The sequence below is a fragment of the Streptomyces sp. NPDC030296 genome, from assembly GCF_055572815.1.
Genome location: NZ_JBVICQ010000014.1, coordinates 181,026 through 199,978 on the forward strand (window position 1 = coordinate 181,026; position 18,953 = coordinate 199,978).

15 protein-coding genes are annotated in these 18,953 nt (G+C 72.4%); 7 read left to right on the top strand and 8 right to left on the bottom strand.

What is annotated here, in order from left to right:
* The first annotated feature begins 121 nt into the window (after window positions 1-121).
* The gene (locus ACZ4Z3_RS33810; protein ID WP_468504612.1) at window positions 122-1,435 is read left to right on the top strand and encodes an MFS transporter; all 1,314 of its coding nucleotides are present in this window, start codon (window positions 122-124) and stop codon (window positions 1,433-1,435) included.
* A gap of 79 nt (window positions 1,436-1,514) precedes the next feature.
* A complete protein-coding gene (locus tag ACZ4Z3_RS33815) occupies window positions 1,515-2,507 on the top strand; it encodes an aldo/keto reductase (RefSeq protein WP_468504613.1) in 993 nt (330 codons plus the stop codon).
* A gap of 252 nt (window positions 2,508-2,759) precedes the next feature.
* Here the strand turns inward: ACZ4Z3_RS33815 and thpR are convergent, their stop codons facing one another.
* From thpR to ACZ4Z3_RS33830, 3 genes are all read right to left on the bottom strand, one after another.
* Complete coding sequence (gene thpR, locus ACZ4Z3_RS33820) at window positions 2,760-3,326, bottom strand: RNA 2',3'-cyclic phosphodiesterase (RefSeq protein WP_099963736.1); 567 nt, start codon at window positions 3,324-3,326, stop codon at window positions 2,760-2,762.
* Window positions 3,327-3,385: 59 nt separating this feature from the next.
* Window positions 3,386-4,663: an MFS transporter gene (locus tag ACZ4Z3_RS33825; RefSeq protein WP_468504651.1), complete on the bottom strand. Its 1,278-nt coding sequence runs from the start codon at window positions 4,661-4,663 to the stop codon at window positions 3,386-3,388.
* A gap of 581 nt (window positions 4,664-5,244) precedes the next feature.
* A complete protein-coding gene (locus ACZ4Z3_RS33830) occupies window positions 5,245-5,682 on the bottom strand; it encodes a MarR family winged helix-turn-helix transcriptional regulator (RefSeq protein ID WP_055711043.1) in 438 nt (145 codons plus the stop codon).
* 147 nt (window positions 5,683-5,829) lie between these two features.
* Between ACZ4Z3_RS33830 and ACZ4Z3_RS33835 the strand changes: the two genes are divergently transcribed.
* Window positions 5,830-6,012: a hypothetical protein gene (locus ACZ4Z3_RS33835; RefSeq protein WP_055520139.1), complete on the top strand. Its 183-nt coding sequence runs from the start codon at window positions 5,830-5,832 to the stop codon at window positions 6,010-6,012.
* A gap of 26 nt (window positions 6,013-6,038) precedes the next feature.
* On the opposite strand, the gene ACZ4Z3_RS33840 is transcribed toward ACZ4Z3_RS33835, so the two are convergent.
* On the bottom strand, window positions 6,039-7,457 hold the full coding sequence (locus tag ACZ4Z3_RS33840) for an NCS2 family permease (RefSeq protein ID WP_468504614.1): 1,419 nt from the start codon (window positions 7,455-7,457) through the stop codon (window positions 6,039-6,041).
* A 176-nt stretch (window positions 7,458-7,633) separates the two neighbouring features.
* Between ACZ4Z3_RS33840 and ACZ4Z3_RS33845 the strand changes: the two genes are divergently transcribed.
* Both ACZ4Z3_RS33845 and ACZ4Z3_RS33850 read left to right on the top strand, forming a co-directional pair.
* Window positions 7,634-7,984 (top strand): DUF2530 domain-containing protein, encoded by a 351-nt coding sequence (locus ACZ4Z3_RS33845; RefSeq protein WP_468504615.1) that lies wholly within the window; start codon window positions 7,634-7,636, stop codon window positions 7,982-7,984.
* Window positions 7,985-8,112: 128 nt separating this feature from the next.
* Window positions 8,113-10,512, top strand: a complete 2,400-nt coding sequence (locus ACZ4Z3_RS33850; RefSeq protein WP_468504616.1) for an HAD-IC family P-type ATPase — start codon at window positions 8,113-8,115, stop codon at window positions 10,510-10,512.
* Window positions 10,513-10,517: 5 nt separating this feature from the next.
* Here ACZ4Z3_RS33850 and ACZ4Z3_RS33855 read toward each other — a convergent pair whose 3' ends face one another.
* Window positions 10,518-10,886 carry a VOC family protein gene (locus ACZ4Z3_RS33855; protein ID WP_468504617.1) on the bottom strand — a complete coding sequence of 123 codons (369 nt, stop codon included), beginning with the start codon at window positions 10,884-10,886 and terminating at the stop codon, window positions 10,518-10,520.
* A 61-nt stretch (window positions 10,887-10,947) separates the two neighbouring features.
* Here ACZ4Z3_RS33855 and ACZ4Z3_RS33860 point away from each other — a divergent pair, with 61 nt between their 5' ends.
* Complete coding sequence (locus tag ACZ4Z3_RS33860) at window positions 10,948-11,406, top strand: MarR family winged helix-turn-helix transcriptional regulator (RefSeq protein WP_468504618.1); 459 nt, start codon at window positions 10,948-10,950, stop codon at window positions 11,404-11,406.
* A gap of 172 nt (window positions 11,407-11,578) precedes the next feature.
* Here ACZ4Z3_RS33860 and ACZ4Z3_RS33865 read toward each other — a convergent pair whose 3' ends face one another.
* The 3 genes from ACZ4Z3_RS33865 to ACZ4Z3_RS33875 all read right to left on the bottom strand — a co-directional run bounded on the left by ACZ4Z3_RS33865 (window position 11,579) and on the right by ACZ4Z3_RS33875 (window position 17,007).
* Window positions 11,579-12,367 (bottom strand): calcium-binding protein, encoded by a 789-nt coding sequence (locus ACZ4Z3_RS33865; RefSeq protein ID WP_468504619.1) that lies wholly within the window; start codon window positions 12,365-12,367, stop codon window positions 11,579-11,581.
* Window positions 12,368-12,638: 271 nt separating this feature from the next.
* Window positions 12,639-15,764 carry a sacsin N-terminal ATP-binding-like domain-containing protein gene (locus ACZ4Z3_RS33870; RefSeq protein WP_468504620.1) on the bottom strand — a complete coding sequence of 1,042 codons (3,126 nt, stop codon included), beginning with the start codon at window positions 15,762-15,764 and terminating at the stop codon, window positions 12,639-12,641.
* Between the two features lie 313 nt (window positions 15,765-16,077).
* Entirely contained in the window at window positions 16,078-17,007 is a 930-nt protein-coding gene (locus ACZ4Z3_RS33875) for a DUF3027 domain-containing protein (RefSeq protein WP_468504621.1), read from the bottom strand.
* A 523-nt stretch (window positions 17,008-17,530) separates the two neighbouring features.
* Here ACZ4Z3_RS33875 and ACZ4Z3_RS33880 point away from each other — a divergent pair.
* Complete coding sequence (locus ACZ4Z3_RS33880) at window positions 17,531-18,922, top strand: MFS transporter (RefSeq protein WP_468504622.1); 1,392 nt, start codon at window positions 17,531-17,533, stop codon at window positions 18,920-18,922.
* Window positions 18,923-18,953 lie beyond the last annotated feature (31 nt).

Below are 18,953 nucleotides of genomic sequence, written 5' to 3' on the forward strand. Positions count from 1 at the left end.
TGGCCAAGACCCGTTCTCGGGGTGGGCGGCGGCTTGCCCGGGAGGCACCCGCTCGCTTGGATGGCGCGGTCGACGTGGGCACGGGGCCGCGTCGCACACGGCGACGAGGGGTGGGCCCGAGGTGGTGGCGGGGGCGGCCGGGCGCGGACTGGGCCGGGAGTTCCGGTGGCTGTGGACGGCATACGCGGTCAGCACCTGCGGCACGCGCCTCGCGTTCGACGCGCTCCCGCTGATCGCGGTCCTGGTCCTGGACGTCGGCCCGGCGGAGGTCTCCGCGCTCGCGGCCACCGGTCTGGCCGTGGGCGCGGCGGTGGCGGTGCCGCTCGGCCCCTGGGTGGAGTTCCGCCGCAAGCGCCCGGTGATGATCGGAACGGATCTGCTCCGGGCCGGCGCCCTCCTGACCGTCCCCGCGGCCTACGCCCTCGACCTGCTGTCCTTCCCGCAGCTCCTGCTGGTCTCGGTCGTCGTCGCCACGGCCGACATCACCTTCGGCGCGGCGAGCGGCGCGTTCCTGAAGTCCCTGCTCCCCCCGGAGCACCTCCTCGCCGCGAACGGCCGCTTCGAGGCCACCAACTGGACGGCGACCATGCTCGGCCCGCCGCTGGGCGGCGCCGCCATCGGCCTCCTCGGCCCGGTGGTCACCCTTGTGACCGACGCGGTCAGCTACCTCCTCTCCGCGACGGCCCTCCGGGCGATCGGCGACACCGAGCGTTCCGCCGAGCGCCCGCCGAAGCGCCCCGCGCACTCCGGGGAGGCGCCCTCGGCCGGCACAGCCCCCGAACCGGCCGCGCCCCGCCTCCGCGCCCGTGACCTCCTCGACGGCTGGCGGTACATTCTCACCAGCCCGGCGCTGCGCCCCCTGTTCCTCAACACGATCCTGGTCAACGGCCTGATCATGGCGACCGCCCCGCTGCTGCTGGTCCTGATGGTCGGCGAGCTGGGCTTCACACCCTGGCAGTACGGTCTGGCCTTCGCCCTGCCCTGCGTCGGCGGGCTGATCGGTTCCCGGCTCGCCCGGCGGCTGGTCTCCCGGCACGGGCAGCACCGGGTGCTACTGGCGACGGGCGCGCTGCGGGCGTGCTGGCCGGTGGGGCTGGCGTTCATCCACCCCGGCGCCACCGGGCTCGTCCTGGTGATGGCCGTGGAGCTTGGCCTGATCACCTGCATGGGCGTCTTCAACCCGGTGATGGCCACGTACCGCCTCGACGAGACCCCGCCGGACCGGGTCGCCCGCACCCTGTCCGCCTGGTCGGTCACCAGCAAGCTGACGATCGCCGCGCTGACCGCCCTGTGGGGCCTGCTGGCCGCCGTCACCGACCCCCGCACGGCGGTCGCCGCGGCCGGAGCCCTGATGCTCGCCACCCCGCTGCTCCTCCCCCGCCACCGGCCCGCGCGGCCCTCCCCGAAGGACGACACGGCCGAACTGAAGGGCTGACCGGCCGGCCGCCGGGCCCCACCGGCCGGCCGCCGGGCCCCTTGCCTAGAGCGCACTCCACGGCCTTGGCTGGGGGACCATGGAGTACACACAGCTCGGACGCACGGGGCTCAAGGTCAGCCGAGTGGTGCTCGGCACCATGAACTTCGGGCCGCAGACCGACGAGGCGGACAGCCACGCGATCATGGACGCGGCGCTGGACGCGGGGATCAACTTCTTCGACACGGCGAACGTGTACGGCTGGGGCGAGAACAAGGGCCGTACGGAAAAGATCATCGGCGACTGGTTCGCACGGGGCGGCGACCGCCGCGACAAGGTCGTCCTCGCCACCAAGGTGTACGGCAACATGGCGGCGGACGGCGACGCCTGGCCCAACCACGACAAGCTGTCCGCGCTGAACATCCGGCGGGCGGTCGACGCCAGCCTGAAGCGGCTGCGGACCGACTACATCGACGTCTACCAGTTCCACCACGTCGACCGTGCCACCCCCTTCGAGGAGATCTGGCAGGCCGTCGACGTCCTGGTCCAGCAGGGCAAGATCCTCTACGCCGGCTCCTCCAACTTCCCCGGCTACAAGATCGCCCAGGCCAACGAGATCGCCGCCCGGCGCTCGGGCACCATCGGCCTCGTCAGCGAGCAGTGCCTCTACAACCTCGCCGAGCGCCGCGCCGAGATGGAGGTGATCCCGGCCGCCCAGGAGTACGGGCTCGGGGTGATCCCGTGGTCGCCGCTGCACGGCGGTCTGCTCGGCGGTGTCCTCAAGAAGGAGGCCGAGGGCGGCCGGCGCGCCTCGGGCCGAGCCGCCGACACCCTCGCCGATCCGGCCGCGCGCGGCCGGATCCAGGCGTACGAGGACCTCCTCGACAAGCACGGTGTCGAGCCGGGCGAGGCCGCCCTGGCCTGGCTGCTGACGCGCCCCGGTGTCACCGGCCCGATCGTGGGGCCGCGCACGGCCGCACAGCTGGAGTCCGCGATCCGGGCGGCCGAGCTGGAGCTGAGCGAGGAACTGCTCGCCTCCCTGGACGAGATCTTCCCGGGCCCGGGCCCGTCCCCGGAGGCCTTCGCCTGGTAGCCACCGGGCTCCACCCCGAGAGCGAACGGGGAACCGCACGACCGGCCCGCACGGGCCCCGGGTCACTCCGGCCGTCGGCGGTTCCCCGGCGTTCGTCCGGGCGGCGCCGCGGTCACCTGCCCAGCGCCGCCGCGAGGGCGACCACCGCGAACATCAGCACGAGCACACCGGCCATGATCCGGTTACGGGTCTTCGGGTCCACACCATCGAGCCTAACCGCCCGGCCCCGGTGTCCTGCGGGGCGCCCCTCGGTCAGTGACCCAGCTCCCATCGCTCCACGGCCTCGTACCGGGGCTGCTCCCCCGGCACCCCCGACGTGGGCAGATGGCTCCGCACCAGCGCCAGGTCGGCGACGGTCCAGGTGCGCCCGACGAACGCCGCCAGCGTCTCGACGTACGGCCGCACCTCGAACGCCTCCCGGCTGCGGGCCACCGTCAGATGCGGTGTGTAGCGGCGGTGCTGCCCCATGTCGACGCCGGCCTTGCGCCCGGCCGCCTCCGCCCGGTCGGCCAGCAGGCGCAGGGTCCGTGTATCGCCCTCGGCGCCCGCCCACAGCGCCCGCCCGTGACCGAACTGTCCGCCGCCCGCCACCGCCAGCGGGAACGGCTCGCTCCGGTGCGCGGCCCGCGCGAGCCGTTCCGTCAGCTCCGGGACGAGCGACGGGTCGACCTCGCCGTAGAAGGCGAGCGTGAAGTGCCAGCCGGGCGGCTCGGTCCAGCGCAGCCGGTCGGCACCGGCCAGCCCCTTCAACCTGGCCACGGCCAGACCGAGTTCGTCCACCACCTCGTCCGGCGGCAGCACCGCCGCGAACAGTCTCAGGGCACTCATGCCCGTCACCCTTCCAGGGAAAGGATCACCTGGCGAGCGCTCCCACCGCCCTATGTCTTGACCAGCTCCTTCTCCGTCGCCGGCCGCTTCGGCACGAACCGCAGCCTCGGCTGCCGGCCGTGCCAGCCCACCGACAGCCGCATCCCGCCGGACCTGATGAGCACCAGGCCCACCGCGACGGCGGCGACCGTGGAGACGACACCGCCGGCGACGAAGCCGATCCGGGGACCGTACGCGTCGGTGACCCAGCCGGCGATCGGCGCGCCCAGCGGTGTGCCGCCGAGGAAGACCATCATGTAGAGGGCCATGACCCGGCCGCGCATGACGGGGTCGGTGGCCATCTGGATGGCCGTGTTGGTGGTCACGTTCACCGTGAGGCCGAACATCCCCAGCGGGACCATGAACAGCGCGAAGATCCAGTACGTCGGTGCCAGGGCCGCCACGATCTCCAGCAGCCCGAAGGCGAGGGCGCCCGCGACCAGCACCCGCAACCGGGCCGTGCCGCGCCGGGCCGCGAGGAGGGCGCCCGCGACGGAGCCCACGGCCATGAGGGTGTTGAAGAGGCTGTACGAGCCGGCGCCGGTGTGGAACACGTCGTCCGCGTACGCCGACAGCCAGACCGGGAAGTTGAAGCCGAAGGTCCCGATGAAGCCGACCAGCACGATCGGCCACAGCAGTTCGGGGCGCCCGGCGACATGGCGCAGGCCCTCACGCAGCTGGCCCTTCTTGCGGGGCGCGCGGCGGGTGGGGTGCAGCTCACGGGTCCGCATCAGCAGCAGACCGGTGATGGGGGCGATGAAGGAGAGGCCGTTGTAGAGGAACGCCCAGCCGGTGCCGACGGTGGTGATCAGGACGCCCGCGACGGCGGGGCCGACCAGGCGGGCCGACTGGAAGTTCGCGGAGTTGAGGCTGACCGCGTTCTGCAGCTGGTCGGGGCCGACCATCTCGGACACGAACGACTGGCGGGCCGGGTTGTCGACGACGGTCGCCATGCCGACGGCGAAGGCGGCCACGTACACGTGCCACACCTCGACCTGGTGCGAGAGGGTCAGCGCAGCGAGCGCGAGCCCCGTCACGGCCATCGCCGTCTGGGTCAGGAACAGCAGCCGCCGCTTCGGGAACCGGTCGACCAGGACGCCGCCGTACAGCCCGAACAGCAGCATCGGCACGAATTGCAGGGCCATCGTCACCCCGACCGCGGTCGACGACCCGGTCAGGCTCAGCACCAGCCAGTCCTGCGCGATCCGCTGCATCCAGGTGCCGATGTTCGACACCACCTGCCCGACGAAGAACAGCCGGTAGTTCCGCACCCGCAGGGACCGGAACATGGACACGCGCTCACGAGGAGCGGGGGTGACGGATGGCGGATCGGGGGTGACGGCCGCCCGCTCCGGGGCTACGGCCGCCGGTTCGGAGGTGACGGCCGGGGAATCGGGGGCGCTCACGTCGGACGAGGTCGTCGGGGCCGTGGCGCGGCATTCGGTGGGGGTCGGGGCCGTGGGCCCGGGGTGCGTGAGCGTCGGCGAGCCGGGGGGCACGAGGGGGGCCGGGGCGGCGGCGGTCGCGTCGGGGGTCCGGGGGCCGGTGGTATCCGGCGGGGCCTCGGGGACGCCGTGGGCCGGCGGGGACTCGTGGGCGGTCGTCGGTGCGGGGGCGGAAGCTGCTCCGGGTCCCGTACTCAAAGGGGTTCGCCTCCTTGCGCTGAACACGTGTACGTCCTGCGGTTGCGTGAGCCTCACTGCTCCTGTTCTGTCTGCTGGTTTCCGGGCCCGCCCATGCCGGGTCCACCACGGCGCACGGGCTGTCCGGCGGGGCGCACCGACGGCTTCCCGGGCGGGCGGTCATCCCTCCGGAGTGCGGTGGTCCCGACGGAGTGCGGTGGGACCACCGGCGTACGGCGGTGGCCCGCTCAGAGATGCGCGAGCTTCTCCAGCACCGGCGCGGCCGCGCGGAGCGCCTCCCACTCGTCCTCGTCGAGCCCCTCGACGAGGGACGCGAGGAACGCGTTGCGCTTGCGGCGGCTCTCCTCGAGCATCGCCTCGGCACGCTCGGTCTGGGTGACCACCTTCTGCCGCCGGTCCTCGGGGTGCGGCTCCAGCTTCACCAGGCCCTTGCTCTCCAGCAGCGCGACGATGCGGGTCATCGACGGCGGCTGTACGTGCTCCTTGCGGGCCAGCTCACCGGGGGTGGCGGTGCCGCAGCGGGCGAGCGTGCCGAGCACGGACATCTCCGTCGGGCTCAGCGACTCGTCGACCCGCTGGTGCTTCAACCGGCGGGACAGGCGCATCACGGCGGACCGCAGCGCGTTCACGGCGGCCTCGTCGTCGCCATGGGTCAGGTCAGGCATGTTCTTTAGCTTAACTCATTACCCTCGCTAAAGACCACCGGGGCTGCACAACCACAGCCGTGAGTCCCGCCACTCGCCTCACTCATACGAGTGACTAATACGGAGAACGCCGCACGGCGGCCCGGAACGCGCCTGACCCTCGTACGCATGGGGACCACTGTGCTCAGCCTGCGGATAGACCGGGAACTGCTCGACCGGCTCCGGGACCACGCGGCGAAAAGGGGGATGAGCGTCCAGGACTACGTCATCGGGACGCTCATGCGGGACGACTTCGACCAGCGCTTCCAGACCGCCGTCGAGGAGACCGAGAAGTTCTACGGGGTCACCTGATCCACCGGGTCACGTGACCTGCGGGGTCACGTGAGGCCCAGCGCCGGCATCAGGTAGTAGAAGCCGAAGACCGCCGCCACCACGTACATCGGGGCCGGGACGTCCCGTCCGCGGCCGACGGCGAGGCGCAGGACGACGAAGGTGATGAAGCCCATGCCGATGCCGTTGGTGATCGAGTAGGTGAACGGCATCATCACCATCGTCACGAAGGCCGGGACCGCGATCGTGTAGTCGGCCCAGTCGATCTCCCGGACCGAGCCCGCGAGGATCAGGAATCCGACCGCGAGCAGCGCGGGGGTCGCCGCCTGGGACGGCACCATCGTGGCGACCGGCGTCAGGAACAGCGCGAGCCCGAACAGGGCACCGGTGACGACGTTCGCGAAGCCGGTGCGCGCGCCCTCACCCACACCCGCCGTGGACTCCACGAAGCAGGTCGTGGCCGAGGAGGAGCTGGCGCCGCCGGCGGCGACCGCGATGCCGTCGACGAACAGGACCTTGTTGATGCCGGGCATCTGGCCGTCCGCGTCGGTCAGCTTGGCCTCGTCGCCGACGCCCATGATCGTGCCCATCGCGTCGAAGAAGCACGACAGCAGCACGGTGAAGACGAAGAGGACGCCGGTCAGCATTCCGACCTTGCCGAAGCCGCCGAAGAGGCTGACCTGGCCGAGCAGCCCGAAGTCGGGGCCGGCGACCGGGTTGCCCGGCCACTTCGGCGTGGTCAGGCCCCAGGAGCCGGCGGGCAGCTTGGCGATCGCCTCGATGATCACGGCGAGCAGGGTCATGGCGACGATCGAGATGAGGATGGCGCCCGGCACCTTGCGCACGATCAGCGCCAGCGTCAGCAGCGCGCCGAGCACGAAGACGAGGACGGGCCACCCGTTGAGGTGACCGGTCGCGCCGAGCTGGAGCGGCACGGTGGTCTTGGCGACGTCCGGGATACGGGTGACGAAGCCGGAGTCCACGAGTCCGATCAGCATGATGAACAGGCCGATACCGATGGAGATGCCCTTGCGCAGGCCCAGCGGAACGGCGTTCATGACGCGCTCCCGCAGCCCCGTCGCCACCAGCAGCATCACCACGAAACCGGCGAGGACGACCATGCCCATCGCGTCCGGCCACGACATGCGCGGCGCGAGCTGGAGCGCGACGACCGTGTTCACCCCGAGGCCCGCAGCCAGCGCGATCGGCACATTGCCGATGACCCCCATCAGGAGCGTGGTGAACGCGGCGGTGACGGCGGTCGCGGTGACCAGCTGGCCGTAGTCCAGCTGATGCCCGTACATGTCCTTCGCGCTGCTCAGGATGATCGGGTTCAGCACGATGATGTACGCCATCGCGAAGAACGTGGCGAAACCGCCCCGGACCTCCCGCGACAGCGTGCTGCCGCGCTCCGAGATCCTGAAGTAGCGGTCGAGAGTGCCCTGCGGGGACATACGGAACCTCATCCCCAACAGGTTCCCCCGTCTGTTGGAGTTTTCTACGAACAGAAGTGGCCAGTCAGAAACCGTTTCAGTATGAACATATGATGCCGCAAACTCCATCTCCGCGCGTAGACCCATGGGGCGCCGCGGTTCCCGGAGGGCCGGACGGGCCGCCCCGGCGGTGCTCGTAAGCTGTGCCCATGGCGAAGTGGACCCCCAAGCACGAGGCGCCGGAGCCCCTGGAGGGCCCCGTGGTGCCGACCATCATCGGCGGCACGATCCTGTGGTTCGTCCTCTTCGTCGTCCAGCTCCCGTTCTACGGGTGGTACGAGGACCACGGCCACACCTGGTGGGTGTGGACCTGCCTCGCGGGCGCCGGCCTCGGCCTGATCGGCATCTGGTACGTCAAGAAGCGGGACACGGCGATCAAGAGGGACGCGGCCCGCCAGACCGAGACCGACGCGGAGGCGGACGCGCAGGCCGCCGCGGCTGCCCCCGTGGACGGAGCGACGGTCGAGCCCGCGAAGCCGGTGGAGTCGGAGACACCCTGAGGTCGCACGGCGCCGGCCTGGGTGGCCCGTACGACCTCGGAACCAGGCCCGTTGCGCCCCTCCTCCCCTGGTCGGACTTCGGCGCACTCAGCGGGTGAACTCCCAAGTCCGCACGTACCGTCGAAGGCATGACGCACATCGACGCGGGCACCGACCTCGATCCTGTGCACCCCACCACCGCTCCGGTCACGGGGCGGGCGCGCGGCCTGACCGCCGCCGAGGTGGCCGAGCGAGTGGCCCGCGGCGAGGTGAACGACGTCCCCGTACGAAGCAGCCGCTCCCTGGTGGACATCGTCCGGGCGAACGTCTTCACCCGGTTCAACGCGATCATCGGCGTGCTCTGGGTGATCATGCTGTTCGTCGCGCCGATCCAGGACAGCCTGTTCGGCTTCGTGATCCTCGCCAACACCGGTATCGGCATCGTCCAGGAGTGGCGGGCGAAGAAGACCCTGGACTCGCTCGCGGTGATCGGCGAGGCGAAGCCGACGGTGCGCCGGGACGGGGTCGCGGCGGTGGTCGGCACCTCCGAGATCGTCCTCGGGGACCTGATCGAGGTCGGACCCGGCGACAAGATCGTCGTGGACGGCGACTGCGTCGAGACGGACGGCCTGGAGATCGACGAGTCGCTGCTCACCGGGGAGGCCGACCCGGTCGTCAAACACCTCGGCGACCCGGTGATGTCGGGGAGCTTCGTGGTCGCGGGCGGCGGGGCGTTCACCGCGACGAAGGTGGGCCGGGAGGCGTACGCGGCGCAGCTGGCGGAGGAGGCGAGCCGCTTCACCCTCGTCCACTCGGAGCTGCGCTCCGGTATCTCCACGATCCTCAAGTACGTGACGTGGATGATGGTCCCGACCGCGATCGGCCTGATCATCAGCCAGCTGGTGGTGAAGGAGAACGACTTCAGGGACTCCGTCGCCCGTACGGTCGGCGGCATCGTCCCGATGGTCCCCGAGGGGCTGGTCCTCCTCACCTCGGTCGCCTTCGCGATCGGGGTGATCCGCCTCGGCCGCAAACAGTGCCTGGTCCAGGAGCTGCCGGCCATCGAGGGCCTCGCCCGCGTCGACACCGTGTGCCTCGACAAGACGGGCACGCTGACCGAGGGCGGCATGGACGTCACCGGGCTGCGCCCGCTGAACGGCAGCGACGAGGCGTACGTCCGGAAGGTGCTCGGCGCGCTCGGCGAGTCCGACCCTCGCCCGAACGCGTCCCTGAAAGCCATCATCGACGCCTACCCCGACAGCGAGGACTGGCGCTGCACCGAGGCGCTGCCCTTTTCCTCCGCCCGCAAGTACAGCGGCGCGCGCCTCAGCGAGGGCGACGGCCAGTCCAGCGCCTGGCTGCTCGGCGCGCCCGACGTCCTCCTCCCCGACGACGACCCGGCGCTCACCGAGACCGAGCGGCTGAACGAGGAGGGGCTGCGGGTCCTGCTGCTGGTGCGGGTGACCCGGGAACTCGACGACCCGGAGGTGGCGCGGGACGCGCGCCCCACGGCCCTCGTCGTCCTCGAACAGCGGTTGCGCCCCGACGCCGCCGACACCCTGCGCTACTTCGACGAGCAGAACGTCCGGGCGAAGGTCATCTCCGGCGACAACGCGGTGTCGGTCGGCGCGGTGGCCGGGAAGCTGGGCCTGACGGGAGAGGTCGTCGACGCGCGCCGCCTCCCGGCCGAGCGGGACGAGATGGGCGAGGCGCTGGACGCGGGCACCGTCTTCGGCCGGGTCACCCCGCAGCAGAAGCGGGACATGGTGGGCGCCCTCCAGTCCCGCGGCCACACGGTCGCGATGACCGGCGACGGGGTGAACGACGTGCTGGCCCTCAAGGACGCCGACATCGGGGTGTCGATGGGGTCGGGCTCGGAGGCGACGCGGGCGGTGGCCCAGATCGTGCTGCTGAACAACAGCTTCGCCACGCTGCCGTCGGTGGTGGCGGAGGGCCGCCGGGTGATCGGCAACATCACGCGGGTCGCGACCCTGTTCCTGGTGAAGACGGTGTACTCGGTGCTCCTGGCCGTCCTGGTGGTGTGCTGGCAGGTGGAGTACCCCTTCCTGCCCCGCCACCTCACCCTGCTCTCCACCCTGACGATCGGCGTCCCGGCGTTCTTCCTGGCGCTGGCCCCCAACAAGGAGCGCGCGCAACCCCACTTCGTCCGCCGCGTCATGCGCTACGCCGTCCCCGGCGGCGTACTGGCGGCGCTGGCCACCTTCGCCACATATCTGATCGCCCGCCACTACTACACGGGCGAGGGCGCGTTGGAGGCGGAGACCAGCGCGGCGACACTGACCCTCTTCCTGATCTCCATGTGGGTCCTGGCGATCATCGCCCGCCCGTACACCTGGTGGCGGCTCGGCCTGGTGGCGGCGATGGGCGGTGCCTTCCTCCTGGTCCTGGTCGTCCCCTGGCTCCAGGACTTCTTCGCGCTGCGCCTGGTCGGGACGACGATGCCATGGACGGCGGTCGCGATCGCGGCGGGCTCGGCGGCGGCCCTGGAGTTCCTGTGGCGCTGGGTGGACCACCGCTTCCCCGCGTAGCGCGGTCAGGCGCGGTCGTGGAGCGTGACGTGGTACCCGTCGGGGTCGGCGAAGGTGAAGGTCCGGCCGAAGGGGCCGTCGACCGGCGCGGAGACGATGGTGTGTCCGTCGGCGGCGAGCGCGTCGTGGATGTCCTGGACGTCGGTGGCGTGGAGCCATATCGCGACGCCGAGGCCGGGCTGGGCGACGGACGCGAGGTCGGTGCCGGGAAGGACGTCGCGGAGTGCGAACGCGATCGGCTTCGTCTCGAAGACGACGGCGTGCGGCGGCCCGGCCGGCGAACGGACGACGCCCAGGTACCGCTCGTAGAACGCCTGCGAAGCGGCGAGGTCGCGCACTTGGAGCGAGAGGAAGTCGGGACCGGTGGCGGGCATGAGGACGCTCCTTGACTAGCGTGTCAGTTTTCTGACACGCAACCTATGTCAGAATACTGACATGGGTCAAGAAGGTGTCGGCGTCGACCTGGAGACGTCACTGGGCTACCTGCTCAAGGAAGCGTCGAGCGCCCTGCGCGCGGCCATGGAGGAGGTGCTGCGGCCGCTCGGGATGAACGTGACGCACTACGCGTGCCTCGAACTGCTGGCGCAGCGACCGGGCTTGTCGAACTCCGAGCTGGCACGGGGCGCGTTCGTGACGCGACAGACGATGAACGTGCTGCTCAAGTCCCTCGAACGGGACGGCTACGTGACCAGGGCCGCGGAGGCCCCCGTCGGGAAGGCGCTCCCCACACGACTCACGCCCAGCGGTCGGCAGAGCCTGGAGAGGGCGAGCGCGGCGGTCCGTTCCGTGGAGCTCAGAATGCTCAGCGGGCTGACCGCCCCCGACCAGTCGGACGCGTCCCGCATCCTGCGCAGCATGATCCATTCCCTGCGCGAGGACACCGGGGGCGCGTAGCGGTTTCCGCGACGCACGTCCCTTCGGTGCCGGAGCCGACGCGCGCGGGACCCCGGAAACGACGAGGCCCCCGGAGCGGGGCCCCCTGCGGTCGGCGGGTTCGCCGGCCGTTCGGGGGCTCCCTCTCCGGGGGCCTGTCACCGCTGACCGTGCAGCGGCGGGTTCCTGCTGCTTACTTCACGTCGAGCGTGTCGCCCACGGCCGTCGCCGCCGCCGTGCCCGCGCTGCCCGCGAAGACGTAGCGGTACGTGCCGTCGACGGACGCCTTGACGGTGGTGGACAGGTCGCCGGTGGCGGACGTCTTGACCGTCTTGACGTTCTTGTAGGCGGACGCGCCCGCCGCCTTGAACTGCAGCGTCACCGACTGGTTGCCGTACGCGGCGTTCGTGCCGGCGTCCCAGTTGGCGCGGGTCAGGCGGCTGGTGACGGTGACCGTCTCGCCCTTGGCGACCGGCTCCGGGGCGACGTCCGCGCCCTGGAGCTGCGTGGCACGCTGCACCTTGAAGGACTTGGCGTTGTCCTTCTGGATGTAGTTGGTGTCCTTGGCCTGGGCGATCACCCAGGTCTTCCAGGTGCCGGCGACCTTGTTGACCGCGTTGCCGCCGGCCTTGAAGGTGAAGGTCGCCGAGCAGGTCGACTTCGTGGAGCTGACCTTCTTGCACTTGATCCAGGTGCTGCCGGAGGCCGCCGCGCTGTCCGCGGTCTCCAGGCTCTTGCCGTGGTACAGCTGCGCGGCGGCACGCCACGCACCGGAGTTGTCGGTGACGGAGAAGGACAGCTTGACCGTCTTCTTGCCCGTGGCGCCGACGACGACGGGCTTGCCGCCGTTGATGACGAAGTTGGAGACCTTGACGTTGCCGATCTTCTCGTCGGCCTGTGCGGCCGGGGCGACGAAGGCGGTCAGGGCCAGGGCGCCGGTGATGACACCCAGAGTGGCACGCTTGTGCAATGTATTCCCCACGTGGAAGGGACCTCGCGGCAGGTCGAAGTCGCGCGAGATCCGTTTGTCGGTCTGAGAGCCCGAGGGCTTCGGGAGACGCCGGAGGTTCAGGGGACCCCCGGGGCTCACGGGAAGCCGGTCGGCTCGGGTGATCAGATCCATGAGTGTGGCGAATGGTTGTACGAGATGCGAATGAGTTTCGGAGATGTTACGCACATCACATCCGCATCCCCGGCCACAGGGACCCCAAGGCATGACGACCGGACGGACCCGTCCGACTGATTCGGCCCGGTCAGTCGAACCAGCGGTCGCGGGCCAACTCCTCCGTCCTGGACGGGTCCTCCAGCAGCGCCGCGACCTCGAAGCGGCGCGGCCACTGACCCGCCGCCCACGCCAGCCCGGCAGCGACGCCCTCCAGGGTCGCGGCGTGCAGGACCCCGTCCCCGGACCGTCGCCAGTCCAGCTCGACCCCGTCGACGACGAGTTCCTCGTGCTCGACATAGGTCGCGGGGGTGGCCGGCCCGAGCAGCACCCGCACCGACTCCGGTACGTCGTGCTCCACGCCCTCGGAGTCCACCTCGCCCGTCACCGACTCACTGAGCCGCCGCACCTGGAACAGTTCGGCCAACTCGGCCGCGCGGGACGGCCGTACGGGCAGCAGCGGCACACCGGAGGTGAAGGGCAGCAGGTCGGGCGAGTCGACGACGACCGCGTCGGCGGCGTCCACGACCACCACCTCGCCGTCCACCACGGCCCGCAACTCGTCGGGCAGCGTGACCTGTTCGGGATCGAGATCGGCCAAGGCCCCGTACAGGCCGTGGAGTTGCGCGGCCGTCACCTCACGCTCCGGGTCGGCCAGGCGGTCCAGCAGTTCGGCGGCGCCGCCCGGCTCGTCGAGCAGCGCGGCGACCGATGTGCGCACGCCCAGCGCCCGCAGGACCTGCTCGTCGTCGAAGCCGGTGGCGTCGGCCTCGTCGTACAGGCCCCGCAGCAGCGGGTCGCCGCCGGACGCGAGGAGACCGGCGGGGCGGCGGCCGTCGAGGACGGGGTGGCCGCGCAGCCACCAGGCCGTGTACGGGCGGACGACCTCGTGGGTGCCGTCGGGCAGCAGGATCCGCACCGGCTGCACCAGCGCGTCCCGCAGCGGGGGCCGGGCGAGCAGGGTGAGCGCCTCGGGCCAGCGGTCCTCGTCGACGAGGTCCAGGTCGCGCACGGCGACGATCTCGGTGGCGACCGGCGGGACGGGGCTGTCCGGGAACCGGTCGAGGATGTCCTCGCACCACACGTCCACGGCGTCCAGCAGCCCGGCGTCGTCGGGTTCGGCGAAGTCCCCGTCGCGGGGCTCCAGTTCGTCGGGGTCGAGGACGACGTCGGTGGCGCGCACGAGCGCGAAGTCGGCGAGGACGCCGCACGCGGCCAGCGGCTGCTCGCCCCAGCGCTCGGCCAGCTCGGCGTCCACGAAGGCCAGTTCGTCCTCGCGCATGATCCGGGCGAACGGGCTGCCGGGGAGGACGAGTTCACCGGCGGGCGCCAGTTCGCCGTCCTCGTCGGGCAGGGCGAGGGCGCCCAGCCAGGGCTCGTCGCCGGGGTCGAGGGCGGCGTCACGGACGAGGGTGAGGACCAGCTCGGCGAGCTCGTCGGCGTCCGGGCGGCCGTCCTCGTCGTCCCACGCCGTGCCCTCGTCGTCCAGCGAGGCGGCCACGGCGGCCCGCACCTGCGGGGTCGTGAGCACGGCGCGCGGGGTCGCCGGCAGGGCGCCCAGCTTCTCCAGGAGCGGGTGCGCGGCGTCCGGGTGGGCGACCTTCAGACCGAGCCGGGCGAGGGTCTCCGGGGCCGCCTGCGGGCCGTCCGGGGTGGGCAGCAGCACCTGGCGCGGCCCGATCGTCGTACGCCCGTCCGCGAGCGGCACCGGAAGCCCCGAAAGGCGGTCCGGGTCGACGCCCGCGAGGCTGTCGTAGAGCCGCCGCCACCAGTCGGGCGCCTTCTCCAGACCGGCGAGCCGGTCGATGGTGTCGCCCAGCGGCAGGCGCGCGACACCGAGCGTGCGCAGCTCCGCGCGCCGTTCGAGCCCCGCGGGGAGCAGGCAGGGCAGCACCTCGGCGAGGACCCGCACGGTCTCCGCGCCGGCGCCCTCGACGACCTCGGCGTCCCGCGGCCGGAGCGCCTCGGGCAGCTCGTCGTCCTCGGCGGGCGGCAGCGCGCGCGGCAGGAACGCGGTGCGCGGCAGCCGCTCCAGGATCGCCTGGCGCAGCACCCCGTCCAGCTCGCCCTTGCCGAGCGGACCGGGCACGAGACCGATGATCCGCTCGGTCACCGGCTGCCAGGCGGCGAGGAGTTCGGTGTACGCGTCGGCCGCGCGCTGGACGAGGAAGTCGGTGAGGGGACCGGGCGCGGCGTGCCGTCGGGTCGTGTCCAGCGGGAACGACGCGATGAGCAGCGCGGGGACACCGAGGGGCTCGTCGCTGGGCGTCGGCGCGTGCACCACGGGGCTGGTACGGGGCGGGACCGGCTCTCCGTCGGGTCCGGTCGGGACCGCCCAGGTCACGGACCAGTGGGGCCGCAGCCGCTCCTCCACGGGCCGGTCGGCGAGCAGCGCGGCCTCGATCGCGCCGTGCTCGGCGACCGTGCGCCAGCGCGTGACACCGTCGCGCGAGTCCTCGATGACGACGTACGCCCCCTCCTCGCGCCGTCGCACGGTGCGCGCGGGAGCGTCACCGTTCTCGATGACGACCTCCTCAAGGCCGGGCAGGGCGAGGAGCAGGGCGTCGTCGACGGCGTTCAGCAGCCGCTCGGCGAGATCCCCGGCGGCGGCGTCGCGCAGCGGCAGGATGACGACGGTGTCGTACGTCTCCGGCGCGGACCCCTCGGCCGCGAACGGCAGCCGCAGCAGCGGTACGTGCCCCTCACGGCGGCGGATCTCGTCGCCGAGCCCGGGGCTGTGCCGGGCGGTCTCGGCGGCGAGCAGCCGGGCCTCGGCCAGTGACCAGCGGACACCGCCGTGCCGGCCGACGACGGCGGGCTCGTCGGTGACGGCGAGGACGGCGGCGAACCCGACGCCGAACCGGCCGACGGCCTGGTCGTGGCCCTCCCGCTTCGCGGACGCGCGCAGCGTGGACAGCGACTCGACGCCGGCCGCGTCGAGGGGGGCGCCGGTGTTGGCGGCGACGAGGACGCCGTCGCGGAGGGTGAGCCGCAGCCGTCCCGGCACCTTGGCCCTGGCCGCCGCGTCGGCGGCGTTCTGCGCCAGCTCCACGACGAGCCGGTCCCGGTACCCGCCGAGGGCGAGGTCCTCCTCGGCGTTGGCGTCCTCACGGAACCTCGCCGGGCTGGTCGCCCAGGCGTCCAGCACCCCGCGCCGCAGCCGCGCCGTCCCGAACGGATCCGCACCCTCGGCCGCCGGCCGCACGAACTTGCTCACGGTTCACCTTCCATGTCGCCGCTGAGCACGAAAGTACCGCGTGCGGGGGACGCCGGGCGCCTCGGAGGGTGGGGGGCGTGTGCGGGTTCGGCGTGTGCGGGTGCGTGGGGGCTGGTCGCGCAGTTCCCCGCGCCCCTGAAGGAACGGGCCTGCGGCCCGTCCTTCGCCAGGTGGCACCGCTGAAAAGCACGGGGCGCAGCCCCCTGCTTTTCAGGGGCGCGGGGAACTGCGCGAGAAACCACAACGCACCCGCACCCGCCGACAAGCAGGCGCACCCCGAGCTACTGGGCGCCCCTGAGCACCACAGCCCAGGTCACGAGTGACCGAGATCCGCCTCGGCCTCGGCATCCGCGTCCACGGGCACCGACCCGGAGTCCGGCGACGGCCGCAGCGGGAACGGGTCAACCTTCATCTCGTCGAGCCGCGGCGGAGCCGGCTGCGGCGGCTTCGGCATGACCGCCGCCTCGGAGTGCCCCCCGCACCCGTACGTCAGCGACACGACCCGCCCGTCCGCCGGCGCGAACTCGTTCGCGCACACGCCGAAGGCCTGCCCGAGCGACCCCCCGATCGGCACGAGGAACCCGCAGCTGACGCAGGACGCGGGCGCGGCCTGGGCCATCGCGGTCTTCGCCCCGAACCCTTCCTCCCAGCGGTCCGCGGCCGTGTGCAGCCCATAGCGGGAGAGCACGCGGGCCCGCCGCAGTCCCAGTTCCTCGGCGACGGCGGCGATGGAACCGCGGCGTGGCGCGACCGGCAGCTTCGCGGGAACACCGCCCGCGACCTCCGCGTCCTCCGCCTCCACCAGCTCGGCCATGTCCTCGGAGACCGGGGAGTTCGGCGGCGGCTCGTCCTCACCGGAGAAGCCGGGCTCCAGCCGCAGGTCCTCCGCGTCGGTGGGCAGCAGATCGCCGGGGCCCATGTCGCCGGGCCGGAGCCGCTCGCTCCACGGCACCCACTCCGGCGCGAGCAGCGCGTCGGGGCCGGGCAGCAGGACGACCTCGTCCAGCGTGACGATCTTCGCGCGGGAGGCGCGGGCGACGGTGACGGCCCAGCGCCAGCCCCGGTAGCCCATCTCCTTGCACTCGAAGAAGTGCGTGACAACGCGGTCGCCCTCGGAGACGAGCCCCGCGTGCTCCCCCACCACGCCGGGCGCGGCCGCCTCCTCGGCGGCGGCGCGGGCGAGGTCGACGGCCTCGGCGCACAAGCGGTCGGGGGTGCGGCTTCGCGTTGTCGCTGCGCTCACAGGTATCGCTTCTCTCCTACGCCGTCTCACGAGTGCGCCTCCCTCGGCGGGGGGTGCGGACGGAGCGGACCAGGGGGCCGCGTCGACGTCCGCGCCCGATCGCACTCGGGCGCACCTATGTCACCCATTCTGCGGGATGAACGTCAGGCGCGCGGCCGAGAACAACCGCCGCGGGCGCGCTATGCACGCTACCTTCTCCAGCGCCCGGCGCCCACACCGACGTTACGGTTCCGCTGCGCTGGGCTTGAGCCGGGACCGATTCCCGAGGTCGGATCAGGCGGGCCCGGCGTTGGCGTGAACCGAGCACGTGCGGGCTGGTGGGGCACCAGGTACCGCCCCTGAAAAGCACGGGGCGCAGCCCCGGACGCTTTTCAGGGGCGCGGGGAACTACGCGACAAACCCCAACGAACCCGCACCCGCCGACGAACCCGCACCCCCAACCCACCAGGCGCCGCCAACCCCGTTCACCGCCATACGAGCGTCAACCGCACTACGGCCCCCCATCTCGGGGCACTATGACGAGGTGACCGGCGCCGAGCGGAGCGGAACCCGCGGCGGTTCAGGTCGACTGACCGGAGCCGTCCGCTCGCTGACCCGCGCCCTGCACCGGCCGGTGACCGCCCCCGCCCGCGGCATCCGCAAGGCCACCCACGCCCACGGCGCCGGCGAGTCCGGCCTCGGCAAGCTCATCGAACTGCACGGTGTGAACGGCGCCGGCGACGTGATGATCACCGTCTCGCTCGCCTCCACCGTCTTCTTCTCCGTCCCCACCGACGAGGCCCGCGGCCGCGTCGCCCTGTACCTCGCCATCACCCTCGCCCCCTTCGCCCTCCTCGCCCCCGTGGTCGGCCCCCTCCTGGACCGCCTCCCGCACGGCCGCCGCGCCGCGATGGCCGGCGCGATGCTGGCGCGGGCGTTCCTCGCGCTCGTCCTGGTCGGCGCGGTGGAGACGGGCGGCATCGAGCTGTACCCGGCCGCGCTCGGCGTCCTCGTCGCGTCGAAGGCGTACGGGGTGGTGAGGAGCGCGATCGTCCCCCGGCTCCTCCCACCCGCGTTCTCGCTGGTCAAGGCGAACTCGCGGGTCACGCTCTGCGGTCTCCTCGCCACGGGTGTCGCCGCCCCGATCGGGGCCGGGCTCCAGGCCCTCGGTCCGCGTTTCCCGCTGTACGGGGCGTGCGCGATCTTCCTCGTGGGGACGTTCCTGTCGTTCACGCTGCCGCCCAAGGTCGACTCCGCGAAGGGCGAGGACATCGCGCTGCTCGCCGCGGACCCGGAGCATCTGCACGGCCCGCACCGCGCGAAGACGCTGAAGCGGCCGAATCTGCGGACGGTCGGCCCGGCCGTCACACACGCCCTCGCGGCCAACGCGTCGCTGCGCTGCCTGTCCGGCTTCCTGATCTTCTTCCTGGCGTTCCTGCTGCGGGTGCACCCGCTCCCCGGGCAGAGCGCGGCCGTCTCCCTCGGCATGGTGGCCCTCGCGGCGGGCACGGGCAACGCGCTCGGCACCGCCGTGGGGGCGTGGCTGAAGTCCCGGGCGCCGGAGCTGATCATCGTGACCGTCGTCGCGGTGGAGCTGGCCGTCGCCGTGCTGGCGGTCGTGTTCTTCAGCGCGTTCTTCATCGCCTGCCTGGCCGCGTTCGCCGGTCTGTCGCAGGCCCTGTCGAAGCTGGCTCTGGACGCGCTGATCCAGCGGGACGTGCCCGAGGCCGTCCGGACCTCCGCCTTCGCCCGCTCCGAGACCCTGCTGCAGATGGCGTGGGTGGTCGGCGGCGGCATGGGTATCGCCCTGCCCCTGGTCGGCACGCTCGGCATGGCCGTGGCCGCCGGGATCGTCGCCCTGGGCTGGCTGACCACGGTCCGCGGCCTGCTCTCCTCGGCCCGGCGCGGCGGCGCGCCCCAGGCGAAGGTGGCGTGAGCGGGGCGGAACGGGACCGCCGTGACACCGT